The sequence below is a fragment of the Halomicrobium zhouii genome (assembly GCF_900114435.1).
GTDB lineage: Archaea > Halobacteriota > Halobacteria > Halobacteriales > Haloarculaceae > Halomicrobium > Halomicrobium zhouii.
In genome coordinates this window covers 218,017-234,594 of sequence record NZ_FOZK01000003.1, presented here as the reverse complement: position 1 = coordinate 234,594, position 16,578 = coordinate 218,017, and the positions used below count along the sequence as shown (strand labels likewise).

The window sequence follows — 16,578 nt, the reverse complement described above, 5'->3', positions numbered from 1 at the left end:
GTATCTACCTCTATGGCACTCGAAACGATACTTCTGGCACTCGGACCGAACGACAGAGACCGCGTGGACGAACTCGCCGACACCGTCATCGACATCGCCGGTCCCGCGGGGGCTGACGTCGCCCTCGCGCACGTATTCACCGACGAGGAATTCAGCGAGGCCGCCTCGCGTCTGGATTTCGACGAACCGGAGGAGGCGACGGCGGTGGACGTCGCGAGCAGGCACGCGACCGTCCGCGACATCGCCAGCCGACTGGAGGACGCGATGATAGACTACGAGATCACCTCGGAGATCGGCGACCACGGCGACCGCATCGTCGACATCGCGACGGACGTCGACGCTGACCTCGTCGTCGTCGGCGGTCGGAAACGCTCGCCGACCGGCAAGGCCGTCTTCGGCTCTACGGCACAGCAGGTGATGCTGGAGGCGCCCGCCCCCGTGACGTTCGTCCGGGGCGACTGAGCCACCACTCACGTTCCCGATTCTGACCCGACGACGCCTCTCAGGCGTCGACCAGCGCCGCTTCGAGCACCTGCAGCGGGTGACGTATCTCGTAGCCCGTCCCGTGTTCCATCTGCATCGCACAGGTCGGACACTCGGTGAGGCCCGTCGTCCCCTCGGCCGCTTCCATGTGCTCGAACATCTCCTCGCCGATGGCCATCGAGACGTCGTACCGGTCCGCCTTCCAGCCGTAGGTGCCCGAGATGCCCGAGCAGGAGTCGCCGACGTCGGTGACGGTGACGCCCTCCAGGTCGCGGAACAGTTCGACCGCCTGCCGGTGGATTCCCTGGTTGCGCGCGTGACAGGGTGCGTGATAGGACAGGTCCGGATACTCCACCTCGACGTCGGCGAGTGCTCCGAAGAGATCCTCGTTGATGCGGAGGTACTCGACCGCCTCGTACGTGTTCGAGGCGACGTCGTCGACGCCGTCGTAGTCGAACAGTTCGGGGTACTCCTGGCGGAGCGCCATCGAACAGGACGTACACGAACAGATAGCGTCGTATCCTTCCTCGACCAGGGCGGACAGCGAGGGGACGTTCGTCTCGGCGTGGCGCCGGGCGTCGTCGAGCATCCCGTTGGCGAACATGGGCGTCCCTGAACAGCCCTGCTCGGGGACGACCACCTCGTAGCCGAACTGTTCGAACACGCGGACCAGGGCCTTGCCCACCTCCGGCGTGTTGTAGTTCGCGTAGCAGCCGTGGAAGTAGGCGATCTTCCGGTCGACCGCGTCGGCTTCGGTCGTTTCGCCGCCGCCCTCTCCACTGTCTCCGCCGTCCCTACCGACCCCGCCGTCCGCGGCGACCAGCCCCCGCTCGACGCGGGCCTGCCGGGCGCGTTCACGCGAGGCCTCCGCACCGCCTCGCGCCGTCCACCACTCGCGGAACGTCTCCGTCGCGAAGGCGGGGAACTCCCGCTCGCTCGTGACGCCCATCGTCTTCTCCATGACCCAGCGCGCCGGCCCGAAGTTCATCGCAGCGTTCGCCAGGCGGGGGACGTAGCTCGCCAGCCACGCCGACGTCCGGTAGTTGGCGAGTAACCGATTCCGCCAGTACTCGACGGACGTCTTCGACTGCTGTTCGCTGACGTACTCGCCCCGGGCGGTGTTGTGCATCTGGCTGAGCGGGACGTCCGAGGGACAACTGCTGTCACAGCGCATGCAGTTCGAGCACTTCATCACCGAGTCGTCGACGTCGTAGTCCTCGTCGGTCTGCTTGAGTCGCCACTGTTCGGGGCCCTGGAACTTCGGGCCGGGGAACTCGTCGTCCACCTCGGCGACCGGACAGTTGGTGTCGCACGTCGAGCACTTGTAACAGGAGTCCGCGCCGGGCCGGAGGTCCATCTCCTCGGCCTCGGGGAACACCTGGACCGGTTCGAACTCCTCGTCCGGTCCCGATTCTCCCGCGTCGAACGTCGTCTCGTCGGTCGTATTTGCGTCACTCATTGGTCACACCTCCGTCGCCGCCCGCCGGCCTGCTTCGTACCCCGTCGCTATCGAGACGCCCGCGCCCGACTTCTCCGCGGCCAGGTCGTAGCCGCCGACGACGCTCCCGGCCGCCCGCAGGTTGTCGAACGTCGGATCACCGCTGTCTTCCCGCGGCCGCAACTCCCGTCCCACGTCGACGCCGAACCGGGCGAACTCGTGGTCGTCGAAGACGCCGTCCTCGAACCAGTCGTAGCGGTCCGCCGGGTGGGGGACGTGGCAGTCGAAAATCGGTTCGCGCACACCGCCCCGATCAGACTCGATTCCCTTCCCCACGAGGCCGCCCGTCGCGAGGACGAACTGGTCCGCGTAGTAGGGGACGCGACTCCCGTTGCGGTCGAGGATCACGCTCTCGACGCGGCCGTCGCCGCCGGCCTCGTAGTCGACGACGGGGTTGCCGCTGTCGATGGAGGCCCCCGCGGCGTCGAGGGCCGCGAACAGCCGGTCCTCGAGGCGCATTCCCGGGAGCGACGGCGGCCCCATCGGAACTTCGAAGACGGGCACGTCGAGATACCGGGCCAGGTCGGCGCGCACCTCGTCGTGGTCCTCCTCGCCGAGCAGCGCGGGAAAGCCGACGCGCTCGTGGCCGTCGAGCTTCGCTTTCACTCGCTCGGCGAGGTCCCGCCGAGTACCGATCGCTCGGCCGCCCCCGGTCACCCGTTCGTTCTCGTCGAGCGCCCGGGCGTACCGGGTCACCTTCGCGTCGTCGCGCAGGTCGCCCGGGAACGGCAGCGTCACGCCGTCGACAGCGAAGGGCACGCCGGCCGCTTCGAGGTGGCCGGCCGCCAGCGGCGCGTCGAAGTCCGTGACCGTCCGGAAGCCGACCAGGAGCACGTCGCCGCCGGCCGACGCGACGCTGGGCGCGACGCTCGCGGGGTAGCGCGCCGTCGGCTTGACCGTCCCGCCGTGTGTCGGGACGAGCGCGTTCGCGTCGGTGTGGCCGCCGCGATACCCCGGAACCGAATCGTCGAACAGCGAGAGCCCGTCCCGGACCGTCGCCTCGCCGAGGAGTCGATAGGGATGTTCGTCGTGCAGGCGCTCCATCGCTTCGAAGGGTTCGGCCACCGGGCCCTCGCCGTCGACGTAGCCCAGGACGTCGACGAGCCCCGTCGCCATCCGGAGGGTGCTCTGCTTGTAGGAGGTGAGTCGGACGGTCGCTCCCTCGCGGGCCGCCGAGAGGGCCGCCATCGTCCCGGCGAGGCCGCCACCGATCACCAGGACGTCGGAGTCAATCGCCATCTTCGCCCTCCGTGAGGCCGCCGTCGGTGGCGGCCGACGCGGTCGAAGGGGCGGACGAGCCCGGCCCGCCGTCGAACGCGTCGAAGTCGATCGAATCCTCCCGATTCGCGGGATCACTGTCACGGTTCTGTGTCGTCGCCTGGAGCGCGTAGTTGAGCATCGCCTGGGAGAGCTGTTCCCCCCAGAGCGCGTGACGCTGGCCCTTCCAGCGCTCCTGGAGCAGGTCGTCCCACGAGTCGCGAACGACCGGTTCCGCGTACGAAGGATGGAGTTCACTGGCCATCCGGTGACAGCAGAACCCGCCCTGGCAGTTGCCCATCGAGGCCCGCGTGCGTATCCGGGTCGCGTTCAGGTCGCTGCCCGCCCGGTCGATGGCGTCTCTGATCTCCGCCCGCGTGACGCCCTCGCAGTCGCAGACCACGGGGTTCGGCGCGTTCGTGCCGAGCACCTCGTCGGCCCGCGACCCGAGTCGCTCGACGCTGCGACGACCGATGGGGGACCGGAGGCCGAAATCCTCCATGTAGTTCCGTAGCACGTCGAAATCCTCGCTCCCGGGGAGCGGGACGTCGGCGGTCCGGCAGTCGGCGTCGATGCCGAACTTCGCACAGACGTGGTCGGCGATCTCCTCACCCATCATCCGGTAGGTCGTGAACTTCCCGCCGACGATGCTCGTCATCCCGGGGACGCCGTCGCGGTCCCCGTGGTCGAGCAGGAAGTAGTCGCGCGTGATGTCCGTCGGATCGGCGGTTCCGGTCTCCGGCGGTTCGTACAGCGGCCGGACGCCCCAGAACGACCGTATCGTGCGGGCCTCCGAGAGGATCGGAACGAGTTCCGAGAGGGTGTCGATCATCTGGTCGACCTCCCACTGCTCCTCGGGGTAGTCCTCCGGGTCCTCGACCTCCTCGTCCGTCGTTCCCAGGATCGCAGTAGTCTCGTGGGGGACGACGATGTCGGCGTCGCCCTTCGGCCGGCACCGGTTGATCACGGTGTCGACCTGGCGGACGTTCATGATCGTCATCACGCCCTTCGACGGGCGGACCTCGACGTCGAGACCGGCCATGTCGCCGATCCGGCCGGCCCAGGCGCCGGTCGCGTTGACGACGTGGTCGGCCCTGATTTCCTCGCGCCCGGACTGGACGCCGTGGACGCGCTCACCGGACTTGGCCCCGTGTTCGACCTCGACGCCGACCACCTCGCCGTCCTCGACGATCAGGTCCCTGACTCTCGTGTGCGTCTCGATGCGGGCGCCGTGTTCCAGCGCGCTCCCGGCGTTCGCGACGACGAGGCGGAACGGGTCGACGGCCCCGTCGGGGACGGCGATGGCCTGCTCGACGTCCGTCGCGAGGTACGGTTCCCGTTCGCGAGCCTCGCGCCCGGAGAGGACTTCGGCGGGGATGCCGCACTCTTCACAGCCGCGGAGTTTCTGCTCGAAGTACTCCCCGGTGTCTTCGGGGCGCTTGACGAACAGTCCGCCGGTCATCTCGACGCAGTGCGAAGCGATGTCCCGCAGGACGCGGTTCTCCTCGATGCACTCGCGGGCGCTCTTCTGGTCCGAGACGGCGTACCGACCGCCGCTGTGGAGCAGTCCGTGCATCCGACCCGTCGTCCCGTGGGTGAGGTTCCCCTGTTCGACGAGGATCACGTCGAGGCCGCGCATCGCGAGGTCGCGGGCGACGCCGACGCCCGTCGACCCACCGCCCACGACGACGACCCTGGGTGTCGATGCCATGCAACTGCGTGAACGGTCTCGGGCCGGCCACTTCAATCTTTACCGGCACCCTTGCCCAGACAGTAATCATCACGTTCGTACCAGATTGTTATTCGACACCGTGCATCACTCGTCGTGGCCACATTCGCTATTCTGGCGCCTTTCAGGATATTCTGCCCGGACGTGTCGGCACGACGCGAAGTTTTATACTGATTCCACATGAACTTTACCGACAAGGCGGTGACGAGCGTAACTACCCGCCAGCTCCAGAGAGATCACTGACATGACCGACACATACGTAGGCGCGATCGACCAGGGGACGACCGGCACACGCTTCATGGTGTTCGACCACGGAGGCCAGGTCGTCGCAAACGCGTACGAGAAACACGAGCAGATCTACCCCGAACCCGGCTGGGTCGAACACGACCCCGTCGAGATATGGGAGAACACGAAATCCGTCGTCGGCAGGGCCCTCGACGAGGCGGACGTCGAGGCCGACCAGCTGGCCGCCATCGGTATCACGAACCAGCGAGAGACGACGCTGGTCTGGGACCACGATAGCGGCGACCCGGTCCACAACGCGCTGGTCTGGCAGGACCGGCGGACGACGGACCGCGTCGAGGAACTGGAGGCCGAGGACAAGGTCGAGTGGATCCGCGGCAAGACTGGACTGGAAGCCGACGCCTACTTCTCGGCGACGAAAGTGGAGTGGATCCTCGACAACGCCGACCCGCTCAAACTGGAGGCCAGTCGTCCGGAGAACCTCCGGGACCGGGCCGAGGCCGGGGAGCTCCGGATGGGGACCATCGACACGTGGCTCATCTCGAAGCTGACCGGCAACGTCATAACCGACGTGACGAACGCCTCGCGGACCATGCTGTACGACATCCACGATATGGACTGGGACGACGAACTGCTCGAGGAGTTCGGCGTCCCGTGGTCGATGCTCGCGGAGGTCAGGCCCTCCTCGGACGAGGACCTGTACGGTCACACCGACCCGGATGGGTTCCTCGGCGCGGAGATTCCGGTCGCCGGCGCGCTCGGCGACCAGCAGGCCGCGCTGTTCGGCCAGACCTGTTTCGACGAGGGCGACGCGAAGAACACCTACGGCACCGGCTCCTTCTTCCTGATGAACACCGGGAACGAGGCCGTCGACTCCGAGCACGGCCTGCTGACCACCGTCGGGTTCCAGCGCTCCGGCGAGCCGGTCCAGTACGCCTTGGAGGGGTCCATCTTCATCACCGGCGCGGCCATCGAGTGGCTCGAAGACGTCGACCTGATCACCAACGCCGCCCAGACGGCCGAACTCGCCAGCTCCGTGGACTCGACCGACGGGGTCTACATGGTGCCGGCGTTCACCGGCCTCGGCGCGCCCCACTGGGACGGGCGCGCACGCGGGACGATCGTCGGGATGACGCGCGGCACGAGGAAAGAACACATCGTCCGCGCGACGCTGGAGTCCATCGCCTACCAGACCCGCGACGTCGCCGAGGCGATGGAGGCCGACTCCGGCATCGAGATGGGACAGCTCCGGGTTGACGGCGGCGCCGTCAAGAACAACTTCCTCTGTCAGCTCCAGGCCGACATCATCCGGACCGGCATCGTCCGCCCGGAGGTCGACGAGACGACGGCGCTCGGGTCGGCCTACGCCGCTGGCCTGGCCGTCGGCTACTGGGAGTCGGTGGACGAACTCCGGGACAACTGGCACGTCGACCGGGAGTTCACGCCGGAGATGGACGCCGCGCGCGCCGACCGGCTGTACGACCGGTGGGGTGACGCCGTCGAACGCTCGCTCGACTGGGCGCGGGAGGAGTGAGATGATCGACGGTGTCGTCCTCCAGGTTCCACTCCTGGACGTGCCGTGGGAGCACTTCGCCGCGCTCGTCATCGCCGCAGCCGCCGGCGGCGCGTTCGGCGCGGCCGTCGGTGCCCTCCCGGCGTTCGTCTTCACCGGCTTCGTCGTGCTGCTGGGCGAGGGGCTCGCGGCCCTCGCCGGACCGGGCACGCGATACAACGAACTGGCCAGCGCGGAACTGGCCTCCGGTGTCACCGGGGTCGTCGGGTTCGGCCCCGTGACCGGGCCACACGTCGGCTTCGCCGCCGGCGTCGCGGCCACCGCGTACGCGGCGAAGCGGTACCCCGAGATGGAACCCGACTGGGACTACCACTTCGGGAAGGACATCCTGTTCGCGTTCGGGACGAAGCCAGACATCCTCGCCGTCGGCGCCGCCTTCGGCGTCCTCGGGATGCTCATCGCCCGCCTCTTCGGCGGCCTCGGCGTGCCGATCGACGGCATCGCGTTCTCCGTCGTGGCGACCGCATTCCTGGCCCGTCTGGTGTTCGGCTATCCGCTCATTGGCGCTCCGGCCGGGGACGGCTACTTCGACATGACGCCGTTCGAGCGAGACGAACTCCGGGACGACGGGAGCGAGCGCCCCGCCGTCGAGCCGTGGCTGCCACAGCAGTACAGGTGGTCCGGCGTCGCGGCCATCGGCCTGGTCGGCGGCGTCCTCGGCGGCTGGACGTGGATGATCACCGGGACGGTCTTCATGGCCTACGGCATCTCCGCGGCGAGCCTGCTCTTTCTCAACCTCGGCGTCGCGAACTTCCCCGTGACCCACCACATCACGCTCGGTGGCTCCACGTTCGCGGTCGTCGCCGGCGCCTACGCCGTGAGCGAGCCGACGCTCATGGTCGTCGCCGCGCTCGGCGGACTCGTCGGTGCGCTCCTGGGCGAGGTCACCCAGCGGGTCGCGTACGCCCACTCCGGAACGCACGTGGACCCGCCGGCGATGTCGATCGCGATATACACGCTGGTCATCGGCGTCCTCTTCCTGCTGGGCGTGCTGCCGAACGCGGGGTACCTGGCCCTCTAGCCGTGGTATCCCACCACTGCGTTTCCGGCGAAACGGCCGTCGTATCGAAGTACACAACTGGTCGACGGTCACCTAGCGAACGAGAGCATGGACATCGAATCGCGAATTAGTCGGCGTCGCCGCGGCGACGCGGCCGAGCTGATCCTCGATTACGGGGACCTCTCGCCGGTGACTCACGTCACCGAACCAGCCGACCGGGGACCGTTCCTCGAACGCCTCCTCGACCACCTGGACCCGGTCTTCGATGGAGACCTGCCGGAGAACGCCTACGTGTGGGGCCCCCAGGGCGCGGGCAAGTCTGCCGTGCTGTCGGCACTGTTCGCCCACCTCCGTGACCTGCCAGCCCACGCGGACGCCGTCATCCACACGACGACGCGGTCACGACCCGTCTCGACGCCGTCGTTCGTCTCCCTGGACCTCCGGGAGGCCGCCAGCGAGTTCGGGCTCTACCACGGCCTGCTGGACGGGCTCGTCGAGGACCCCGTCCCGGAACACGGCGTCGGGACCGAGGAGGTTCGCAGGCGCCTCTCCGACCGAGTCACCGACCGACCGGTCGTCGCCGTCCTCGACCACGTCGACGAACCGGCGACGCTGGACCGGGCAACGGTACTCGACGCGCTGGAGCCCTTCGACGGACTCCGCTGGATCTGCGTCGGTCGCGATCCGCCCGATCGACACGGGTGGGACGAGACCGACGCGACGGTACTCGAAGTGCCGGCCTACCGGCGACAGGTGCTCGTCGACGTCGTCATGGACCGGGCCTCGGCGGGGCTGGCCACCCGGGTGCTCGCCCACGACCAGGCCCGGGAGATCGCCGAGTGGGCCGACGGGAACGCCCACGACGCCCTCGCCGCCCTGTTCGCCGCCGCTGACGCCGCCGCGGCGGCCGGCCGGGACCGCATCGAACCAGCCGACGTCTCGGCCGGCATCGCCGACGTCCCACGTCCGTCCGTCTCGCTCGGCCGGGTGCTGGCGTTACCTACCAACCGGCAGTCCGTGTTGCGAGAACTCGTGAGCCTCGACACCGTGGATCGGGCCACCGTGACCGACGCCACCGACGCCATCGCGGCCTCGGACCGGGTCGACCTCTCTCCGGGGACGGTCAAGCGGTTCCTCTACGAGATGGCCGAGGCAGGGATACTCGCACGCGAGGAGAACACCGACGCCGACCGCCAGGGTCGACCGCCCAGCCGGGTCGAGCCCCGATTTCCGTCGACGGTGTTCGCGCGCCTGTACGACCTCCAGAACAGCTAGGCCTGGTTCTATCGTTTTCCGGTTCCGCCCGTGAGCGCGCTCGCGAGCGCGCCCATGACGACGACGTCGTCGCCGAGGTTCGTCAACTGGACGTCCGGGATGTTGCCGAGGATCATATCCGGAATGCGCTCCCGGATCGGGTCGAGAATCTGGTCGGGGTTGTGTATCGCCACGGCGCCGCCGACGTAGACGACCAGCGGTGCGTACGCGTGGACGAGGTTGGCGACGCCCATCGCGTTCCAGTGGTTGACCTGTTCGAGGACGAAGTCGGCGAACTCGTCGCCCTCCTCGGCGTGGGCGAACACGTCCGCGGCGCCGAACTCGTCGTCCTCGACCGGGAGCGAGGTCTCCACGGGGTCGTCACGATGGAGCTGCGTGGCGTACCGGGGGATGCTGTTGCCGGAACTGTACGCCTCCCAGTGGCCTTCCCAGCCACAGCCACAGGGCATGAACCCCGTCGGGTCGAGTTGCATGTGGCCGACCTCGCCGGCGTTGCCGTCCCAGCCGGTGAGGACGTTTCCGTCGACGCAGACGCCGGCGCCGATGCCCGAGGAGATGGTGAGATACACCATGTCGTCGGGGTTCCGGTCGGAGAAGAAGCGTTCGCCGATGACGCCGGCGGTCGTGTCGTTGTGGAGGTAGACGTCCTCCGAGTCGATCAGCTTGGAGATGGGGCCGGTCAGTGGGATGCGGTCGATGGTGTCAGGCAGGTTCGCCGGGTTGTCGATGATCCCCTCGGCCAGGTCCAGCGGCCCGATAGAGCCGATGCCGGCCGCCCGGATGGCCGTCGGTTCGACGTCGGCTTCGTCGGCGGCCCGTCGGACCGTGTCGAGAATGGCCTCGGTGACGGCGATGCCGGTCGGCCCGCGCGGCGTCTCGGCCGCGTGCGAACCGAGTTCGCGGCCGGTCTCGTCGCCGATAACCGCCCGGACGTTCGTGGCGCCCAGGTCGACCCCTGCGTAAGCGGGCATGCTATCTGTGGGGTGTACCTTTCGCTACTTAACTACACAGATCTTCAAGCACGGAACTGAATTAAAAATTCGCCGCCGGCGGGGTCGGCCAACTCGTCGTCCCGTGTTCGATCCTATTCGCGGACGTCGTGCTCGCCGATGGCGTCCTCGTAGATGACGCCGCGTTCGGCGTCGAGGGTGATCACGTCACCGTCGGCGACGTGTCCGGGGATCTGTGCGTCCGAGACCATCGGGATGTCGAGTTCGCGGGCGACGATGGCGGCGTAACTCGTCATCCCCTCGTGCGCGTCGACGATGCCGCCGATCGTCCCGATGTCGCCCTCGAACTCTCCCTCGAAGTCGGCGGAGACGGAGACGATGGCGCCGTCCGGTATCGACGTGAGGTCACCGTCCGGGACCCGGTGGAGGGGCGCCGAGACGAGGCCGTCGACGACGGACCGGCCACTGGCGACGGTCTCCGCGGCGACGTGGACCTTGAGCGTGTTCGCGGTGTTGAGCCCCTCGAGTTCGGTCATCATGCCAGCGAGGACGACGACGGTGTCGCCGCCCGTCGCGGCGTCGGTGTCCAGCGCGGCCTGGACCGCCTGCTGGATGATCGCGTCCGCGCCCTCGTTCGTGTAGTGCGTCGTGACTGGGATGATCCCCCAGGACAGCGCCAGCTGGCGGCGGACCTTGTCGCTCGGCGTCGACGCGACGATCGGGATCGAGGGGCGGAACTTGGCGGCTTTCAGCGCCGTGTACCCGGACTCGGAGGCTGCGACGACTGCCGACGCGCCGATGTCGCGGGCGAGAAACCGGGCCGAGCGAGCGAGCGCGTCGGTCCTGGTGTTGTCGGCGTTCGGCACGCGCTGTTCCCGCGACTCGGCGTACTCCTCGCTGGACTCGACGTCGCGGACGATGCGGTCCATCGTCTCGACGACGCGGACGGGGTGGTCGCCGATGGCCGTCTCTCCCGAGAGCATGACGGCGTCCGTTCCGTCGAGGACCGCGTTGGCGACGTCGGAGGCCTCCGCGCGCGTGGGCCTGCGTTCGTGGATCATGGAGTCGAGCATCTCCGTCGCGGTGATGACCGGAACGCCGGCGACGTGGCACTTGCGGATGATCCGTTTCTGGATGATCGGGACGTCTTCGAGCGGACACTCGACGCCGAGGTCGCCCCGGGCGACCATCACTGCGTCGGCCGCGTCGACGATAGAATCGAGGTTCTCGACGGCGCCGGCCCGCTCTATCTTCGCGATGATGGGGATGTCCACGCCCCGGTCCTCAAGTGCTTCCTCGATCTCGTAGATGTTCTCTCCGTCGCGGACGAACGAGGCGGCCACGAAGTCGGGTTCCATCTCGGCCGCGACGTCGAGTTCCCGCTCGTCGTTCTCCGTGATCACCGGGAGGCCGAGTTCGACGCCCGGCACGTTGACTCCCTTCCGGGCACCGAGTTCTCCGCCGCTCTCGACGGTCGCGTGGACGACGTCGTCTTCGACCCGCTCGACGGTCGTCTCGATCCGGCCGTCGTCCAGGAGGACGACGTCTCCGGGTTCGACGGCGGCAATGGACGTCGAGAGGCCGACCTCTTCCGGCGTCGCCGTGTCTCCCTCGACGAACCTGATGGTGGTTCCCTCCACGAGTTCGATTGAATCTCGGATGGGAGCGGTCCGGACCTCCGGGCCCGGCATGTCCAGCATAGACGCGACCGGCGCCTCGATACGGGAATCCACCTCGCGGATCCGCTCGATCATCTCGCGGCGGTGCTCCGGCGAACCGTGGCTCGCGTTGAGCCGAGCCACCGACATCCCCGCCTTCGCGAGGGCGGTTATCTGCTCGACAGACTCGGAGGCCGGGCCGAGCGTGCAGACGATCTTCGCGCTACGTATCATCCCACCGACCTCCGGATCTCGACTCGATAGCGACAGTAAACATACGGGGAACTACCGACGGAGGGGATAAGAACCTTATCTACCGCGAACGGGAGCAGGCGAGACAGAGAGGGGCCGTTACCGGGAGATAGCGGCCGTCGCACCGTCGATGACCGATTCGACCTCGCCGGGCGTGACGACCGCGATGTCACCGGGGATAGACCGCTTGAGGGCCGCCGTCGCCGCGCCGTATTCGAGCGACGTCGGGACGTCGGCCCCGTCGACGAATCGGGACAGGAAGCCACCGACGAACGAGTCGCCGGTACCGACGGGGTGGTCGTCCGTCGCCTCGAACGTGGGCTGTTCGTACACCTCGTCGTCGATGGCCGCGAGCGCTCCCTCGCTCCCGCGAGTGACGACGGTGACGTCGAAGTCGAACTCCGCCTGGAGTCCACGGGCGATGGCTTCGGCGTCACCGTCGCGCCCGAGCACGTGTTCGGCGTCGCGCTGGGCCGTAAAGAGGACGTCTACGTCGGGGAACAGTGCCTCGACCGCGGCTCTGGCCTCCGCCGGGTCCCAGACTTTCGACCGGTAGTTCAGGTCGAAGGTCGTGGTCGTTCCGGCCTCGCTGGCGAGCGAGAGCAGGTCTCGCGTCGTTTCGAACAGTGTCTCCGAGAGCCCGGGCGTGATACCGGTGGTGTGGAACGCGGTCGCTTCGCGCACCCGTTCTGTCGGAAGTTCGTCGGGCGTCGCCGTCGTCACGGCGGCGTTCGCCCGGTCGTAGATGACGTTGTTTCCGCGCGGGACGTCTCCCGATTCGAGGTAGTACGTCCCGAGCCGTCCGTCGGGGGACTCCGCGACGTCGACGGTGACGCCGTGCTGGCGCAGTTCGCTCGTCACCCGACGCCCGACCGGGCTGTCGGGCACTTTCGAGAGCCAGGCGGCGTCGAGGCCGAGGCGCTGGGCGGCCACGGCCACGTTGCTCTCCGCGCCCGCGACGTCGACGTCGTACTCGTCTGCCGTCTCGACCCGTTCGTCTCCCGGCGGGGAGAGCCTGAGCATCGTCTCGCCGAAGGTCACGAGGTCCGTCATACAGTCGGATGGGCCGGCAGCGAGTATAAATCCCGACCAACCGGAGTGGGGTCGCGGGAGCGTCGACGGTCCACGTGCACCCCTAGTGGTAGCCCGAAACGTCCCAAACCCTTATGTGATCAAATGCTACAAGGAGAGCTATGTACTGCAGGACAGTACGGCAAGCGGAGCCGTGTTCACGTCGGTCCGACTGTGACACGTCTCGCCAGGGTGTCGTACCGACGCAGGGTGGCAGTGGAGGGTATCGAAAATGAGCGGAGACGACTCAGCGGCGGGCAGTTCCGGGGGGATCGCCCAGACGGTGACGCCGAACTTCATCAGACAGAGCTTCGCGCTCAAATTCGGCCTGGTGCTCCTGGTCATGGGGATGTCCGTGGGCGTCATCGGACTCGTCGCGACCGAACAGGTCAAGAGCGAGACGCAGACGAACGTCGAAAACGAGTACCGGAACGGCGCGCTCCAGGAAGCGGACATCATCGAACAGTGGGTGTCGCGGAACCGCCTCTCGACCAAGTTGATGTCCAGCGACGAGGGCTGGGACAGCAACGAGGACCTCAGTCTCAAACTGGAAAACGAGAAATCCGAACTCTCCGGGGAAGTGGTAGGGATGCACATCGTCGACACCTCGGGTGAGCAGGCCGAGGTCGTCGCCAGTAACACCCTTCGAGAGGGGCCGACGCTCTCGGGGAGACCCCAGAGCTGGATCCTCGAGGAGTCGTTCTCCAGCGCCAGCGACGTCGCGATGTCGGAGACGTATCTCACGAACCGGCAACACGTCGTCGGCTTCGTCAGTCCCGTCCCGTCCGGGGAGGGTCGCTACATCCTCATCGAGTACAGTATCGAGGACATCGCCGGTTCGCTGCAGGGAGCCGACCGGGCGACGGGCGGGTTCACGCAGGTCGTCAACGAAGAGGGCACGGTCATGATCGACGAGCCTCGACAGGGCGAATCCGGCGTCGGTAACGTGACGCTGTACTCTTACAGCGGCGGAGAAGCCGACAGGCCGCTCCAGGAGGCCATCGAACTCCGTTCCTCGAGCGATGACGCCGGCGTCATCCAGGAGATGCAGGCCAACGACAACGTCATCGACGAGCGGTACACGGTTGGGTACTCACCGGTCTCCGGCACGGACTGGGTCGTGCTCGTTCACGCACCGTACTCCTCCGTGTTCGGCTTCGTGCAGGACGTCCAGCAGTGGGGCCTGATCGCTACCGGTGGCGGTGTCGTCCTCATCGGCGGCGTCGGTGCCATCCTCGGATACAGTACGTCGAGTACGATCGACCGACTCACCCGGAAGACCGAGGAGATGCGCGAGGGCAACCTCGACGTCGAGATCAGCTCCTCCCGCATCGACAACATCGGTCGACTGTACGACGGGTTCGCCGACATGCGCGACTCCCTGAAGAACCAGATCGACGAGGCCGAACGGGCGCGGAAGGAGGCCGAGGTGTCCCGCGCCGAGGCGATGGAGGTCAACAACTACCTCCAGCAGAAGGCCGACGAGTTCAGCCAGGCCATGGAGGCCACGGCCGCCGGGGACATGACCCAGCGGATGGAGACCGAAGGCGAGAACGAGTCGATGGACCGCATCGCGAACGAGTTCAACTCGATGATAGAGGAACTCGAGAAGACGACGGGCCAGCTCAAGAGCTTCGCCGACGAGGTCGCTGAGTCCGGTGACGTCGTGCTGGCCAGTTCCGAGTCCGTCCGGGACGCCTCCGAGCAGGTCGCAGAGTCCATCCAGAAGATTTCCGACGACGCCTACGAGCAGAAGGACCGGCTCCAGGGCGTCTCCGAGAACCTGGACGAACTCGTCGACACGCTCGAACGGTTTCAGGCAGAGAACCCCTCGGTCGACATGGGCGACTCCATCGACCAGTTCCGCCAGGTCGCGACGACGATGCAGGAGGCGGCCGAGACCAGCGAACGCATGATGGCCGAGTCCGAGAACGTCGCCGGTGCGGCCGAGGAACAGGCCGCCGAGCTGAACGAGGTCTCCTCGCGAGCGGAGAAACTCAAACGCTACGCACGCCCGCTCGGGGACATCCTCAACCGGTTCGAGACCGAAGCCGAACACGAGTTCGTCTTCTCCGGCGGTCCGTCCCAGGCGACGCGGGACGACGGCGACGACTGATCGACCGGCGCGTTTCTTTCTCGCGACGACTCGCGGCGTCTCGCTTCGTCTATCGGCCAGTGCAGCGTCTTTTCGCAGCCTTCCACTACGGTCTCACGGCGGCGGCCGTCGGTCCCGTTCTGCACGGTCCAGGAGGACCAAGCCCGGCCAGGAAATCCACGCGAGATCGCCCAGGCAACCGCGACGTGACGGAGCCGTTCGGCGCTTCGGCGTCCGTTGGTTCGGTGGCGTACTCGATGAATGACGAACGCTGCCTGGTCCAGCTGTACCCGAGAGAATCGAAGCAGTCGTTCCGACGCGCCGGACAGAGCGAGTACGGGCCCCACACGTTTGTTCGCTGGGCGCCGACGAACCGTGAGCGTCCGACGGTACCCCGGTTCCGTCTTCGACGGCGAGCAGTACTCGCGGGCGATCGGTTCAGTGCTTTCCTCGGAACACTCGGTGGCGAATGCTCGCCAGGTAAATCGCGTCGGCGTATTTCGTCCAGCGAACGCGCCGACGGACACCGCCGAGGAACGTCGTCTGTTCTTCTGGGTTATCGAGGATCTCGCCGGGCAGTAGAAATTTTGTCCTACTTCAAACGACACTGTCGGCAGCCGGGCCGCTGGGCCCCCGATATAGTACGATATTTGCTACGATGTCCGATACGAGACACACCGGTTGGGTATAGCGCTATATGGTTTACGAGTTCGATATCTGCCGGCAAAATTCACAATCAACAACGAGTTTTATCGTTTAGAAAGTGGCGGGGCCGCCGTTTCGCGCCCGGTCCCATCGCCGTCGAACACCGGCGTGGCGCATACGAGAATAGCGAGTTCGGGCTGACCGCTGTCCAGGCGTCGGGTGCCAGACCACCGGTTTTGGAGCCAGACCGCTGTGAGGCCTCGACGGCGGTAGTTCGAACCCGACGGGGGTCGGAGCCCTCGCCATCGCTATCGTCTTCGTGACCCCGCCTAGCCGAAAGCGATGGCGGGCTGGGTGACGGAACAGTCGCGCCGACGTGACCGCCCCCAGATCAGCTTCAGATTACGCGGACCTGTCTCCTGCGTCTGGCCCACCTGTGTAGCCTACATGGCTCACTGTAATCTCAGACCCGACCCCGACTCAACGGGGCCCGGTAACTGCGCGGCCAGCTGGCCGCCGCTACATCTACGTTCCGGACGGACTGCGCCCCCCACACCATGCGTCTCGTGGCTCCACAGTCGTCGCACACCGACGTAACTACTCGGGAGGGCCCCATCGGTAGCGACCGGCTTATAGCCGGACGGGATTGAAAAGCCAGGCTACCAGGGATCGAGTCTGGGCCGCCGTCGGAGCTCGACGTTGCAATCGAGACGTTCCAAGCGACGGGACGTCCCCGCCAGTCGTCAGTTCACCAATGAGGAGCCAGTGAGGCGATCCCCTGCAGCGTCGGGCACCGAAAGATAGTCTGTGGTTGGTCCATGTCCTCCCGGGCCATTCCGCCCAGAGATG

At 67.2% G+C, this 16,578-nt stretch carries 11 protein-coding genes; 5 read left to right on the top strand and 6 right to left on the bottom strand.

The annotated features are described in order from the left end of the window. Positions 1–12 precede the first annotated feature (12 nt). The gene (locus BM337_RS14870) at positions 13–462 is read left to right on the top strand and encodes a universal stress protein (protein WP_089817432.1); all 450 of its coding nucleotides are present in this window, start codon (positions 13–15) and stop codon (positions 460–462) included. A gap of 40 nt (positions 463–502) precedes the next feature. On the opposite strand, the gene BM337_RS14865 is transcribed toward BM337_RS14870, so the two are convergent. From BM337_RS14865 to glpA, 3 genes are read right to left on the bottom strand one after another with little or no spacing between them, the layout of a single operon-like run. Beyond that, a complete protein-coding gene (locus BM337_RS14865) occupies positions 503–1,942 on the bottom strand; it encodes an anaerobic glycerol-3-phosphate dehydrogenase subunit C (protein ID WP_089817431.1) in 1,440 nt (479 codons plus the stop codon). 3 nt (positions 1,943–1,945) lie between these two features. Further along, on the bottom strand, positions 1,946–3,220 hold the full coding sequence (gene glpB, locus BM337_RS14860; protein WP_089817430.1) for a glycerol-3-phosphate dehydrogenase subunit GlpB: 1,275 nt from the start codon (positions 3,218–3,220) through the stop codon (positions 1,946–1,948). Next, positions 3,210–4,949, bottom strand: coding sequence for an anaerobic glycerol-3-phosphate dehydrogenase subunit GlpA (glpA, locus tag BM337_RS14855; RefSeq protein ID WP_089817429.1), 1,740 nt, complete (start codon positions 4,947–4,949; stop codon positions 3,210–3,212). The genes glpB and glpA overlap by 11 nt, the downstream gene beginning before the upstream one ends. A gap of 262 nt (positions 4,950–5,211) precedes the next feature. Here glpA and glpK point away from each other — a divergent pair, with 262 nt between their 5' ends. The 3 genes from glpK (at position 5,212) to BM337_RS14840 (ending at position 9,058) form a co-directional block, all read left to right on the top strand. Next, positions 5,212–6,744 (top strand): glycerol kinase GlpK, encoded by a 1,533-nt coding sequence (gene glpK / locus BM337_RS14850; RefSeq protein WP_089817428.1) that lies wholly within the window; start codon positions 5,212–5,214, stop codon positions 6,742–6,744. Between the two features lies 1 nt (position 6,745). After that, positions 6,746–7,804 carry a DUF7973 family transport facilitator gene (locus BM337_RS14845; protein WP_089817427.1) on the top strand — a complete coding sequence of 353 codons (1,059 nt, stop codon included), beginning with the start codon at positions 6,746–6,748 and terminating at the stop codon, positions 7,802–7,804. 87 nt (positions 7,805–7,891) lie between these two features. Next, a complete protein-coding gene (locus BM337_RS14840) occupies positions 7,892–9,058 on the top strand; it encodes a Cdc6/Cdc18 family protein (RefSeq protein ID WP_089817426.1) in 1,167 nt (388 codons plus the stop codon). 8 nt (positions 9,059–9,066) lie between these two features. Here the strand turns inward: BM337_RS14840 and BM337_RS14835 are convergent, their stop codons facing one another. From BM337_RS14835 to kdgK1, 3 genes are all read right to left on the bottom strand, one after another. Further along, positions 9,067–10,029: an ROK family protein gene (locus BM337_RS14835; protein WP_089817425.1), complete on the bottom strand. Its 963-nt coding sequence runs from the start codon at positions 10,027–10,029 to the stop codon at positions 9,067–9,069. 113 nt (positions 10,030–10,142) lie between these two features. Beyond that, positions 10,143–11,897, bottom strand: coding sequence for a pyruvate kinase (pyk, locus tag BM337_RS14830; RefSeq protein WP_089818164.1), 1,755 nt, complete (start codon positions 11,895–11,897; stop codon positions 10,143–10,145). Between the two features lie 120 nt (positions 11,898–12,017). Then, entirely contained in the window at positions 12,018–12,971 is a 954-nt protein-coding gene (kdgK1, locus tag BM337_RS14825; protein WP_089817424.1) for a bifunctional 2-dehydro-3-deoxygluconokinase/2-dehydro-3-deoxygalactonokinase, read from the bottom strand. 250 nt (positions 12,972–13,221) lie between these two features. Here kdgK1 and BM337_RS14820 point away from each other — a divergent pair, with 250 nt between their 5' ends. Beyond that, the gene (locus BM337_RS14820) at positions 13,222–15,105 is read left to right on the top strand and encodes a PDC sensor domain-containing protein (protein WP_089817423.1); all 1,884 of its coding nucleotides are present in this window, start codon (positions 13,222–13,224) and stop codon (positions 15,103–15,105) included. The last annotated feature ends 1,473 nt before the right edge of the window (positions 15,106–16,578 follow it).

Bases quoted from the DNA above. Each gene is read 5' to 3' on its own strand.
- glpA (WP_089817429.1), bottom strand. From the start codon at position 4,949: ATGGCATCGACACCCAGGGTCGTCGTCGTGGGCGGTGGGTCGACGGGC.
- glpB (WP_089817430.1), bottom strand. From the start codon at position 3,220: ATGGCGATTGACTCCGACGTCCTGGTGATCGGTGGCGGCCTCGCCGGG.
- BM337_RS14840 (WP_089817426.1), top strand. From the start codon at position 7,892: ATGGACATCGAATCGCGAATTAGTCGGCGTCGCCGCGGCGACGCGGCC.
- kdgK1 (WP_089817424.1), bottom strand. From the start codon at position 12,971: ATGACGGACCTCGTGACCTTCGGCGAGACGATGCTCAGGCTCTCCCCG.
- BM337_RS14865 (WP_089817431.1), bottom strand. From the start codon at position 1,942: ATGAGTGACGCAAATACGACCGACGAGACGACGTTCGACGCGGGAGAA.
- BM337_RS14820 (WP_089817423.1), top strand. From the start codon at position 13,222: ATGAGCGGAGACGACTCAGCGGCGGGCAGTTCCGGGGGGATCGCCCAG.
- glpK (WP_089817428.1), top strand. From the start codon at position 5,212: ATGACCGACACATACGTAGGCGCGATCGACCAGGGGACGACCGGCACA.
- BM337_RS14835 (WP_089817425.1), bottom strand. From the start codon at position 10,029: ATGCCCGCTTACGCAGGGGTCGACCTGGGCGCCACGAACGTCCGGGCG.
- BM337_RS14845 (WP_089817427.1), top strand. From the start codon at position 6,746: ATGATCGACGGTGTCGTCCTCCAGGTTCCACTCCTGGACGTGCCGTGG.
- BM337_RS14870 (WP_089817432.1), top strand. From the start codon at position 13: ATGGCACTCGAAACGATACTTCTGGCACTCGGACCGAACGACAGAGAC.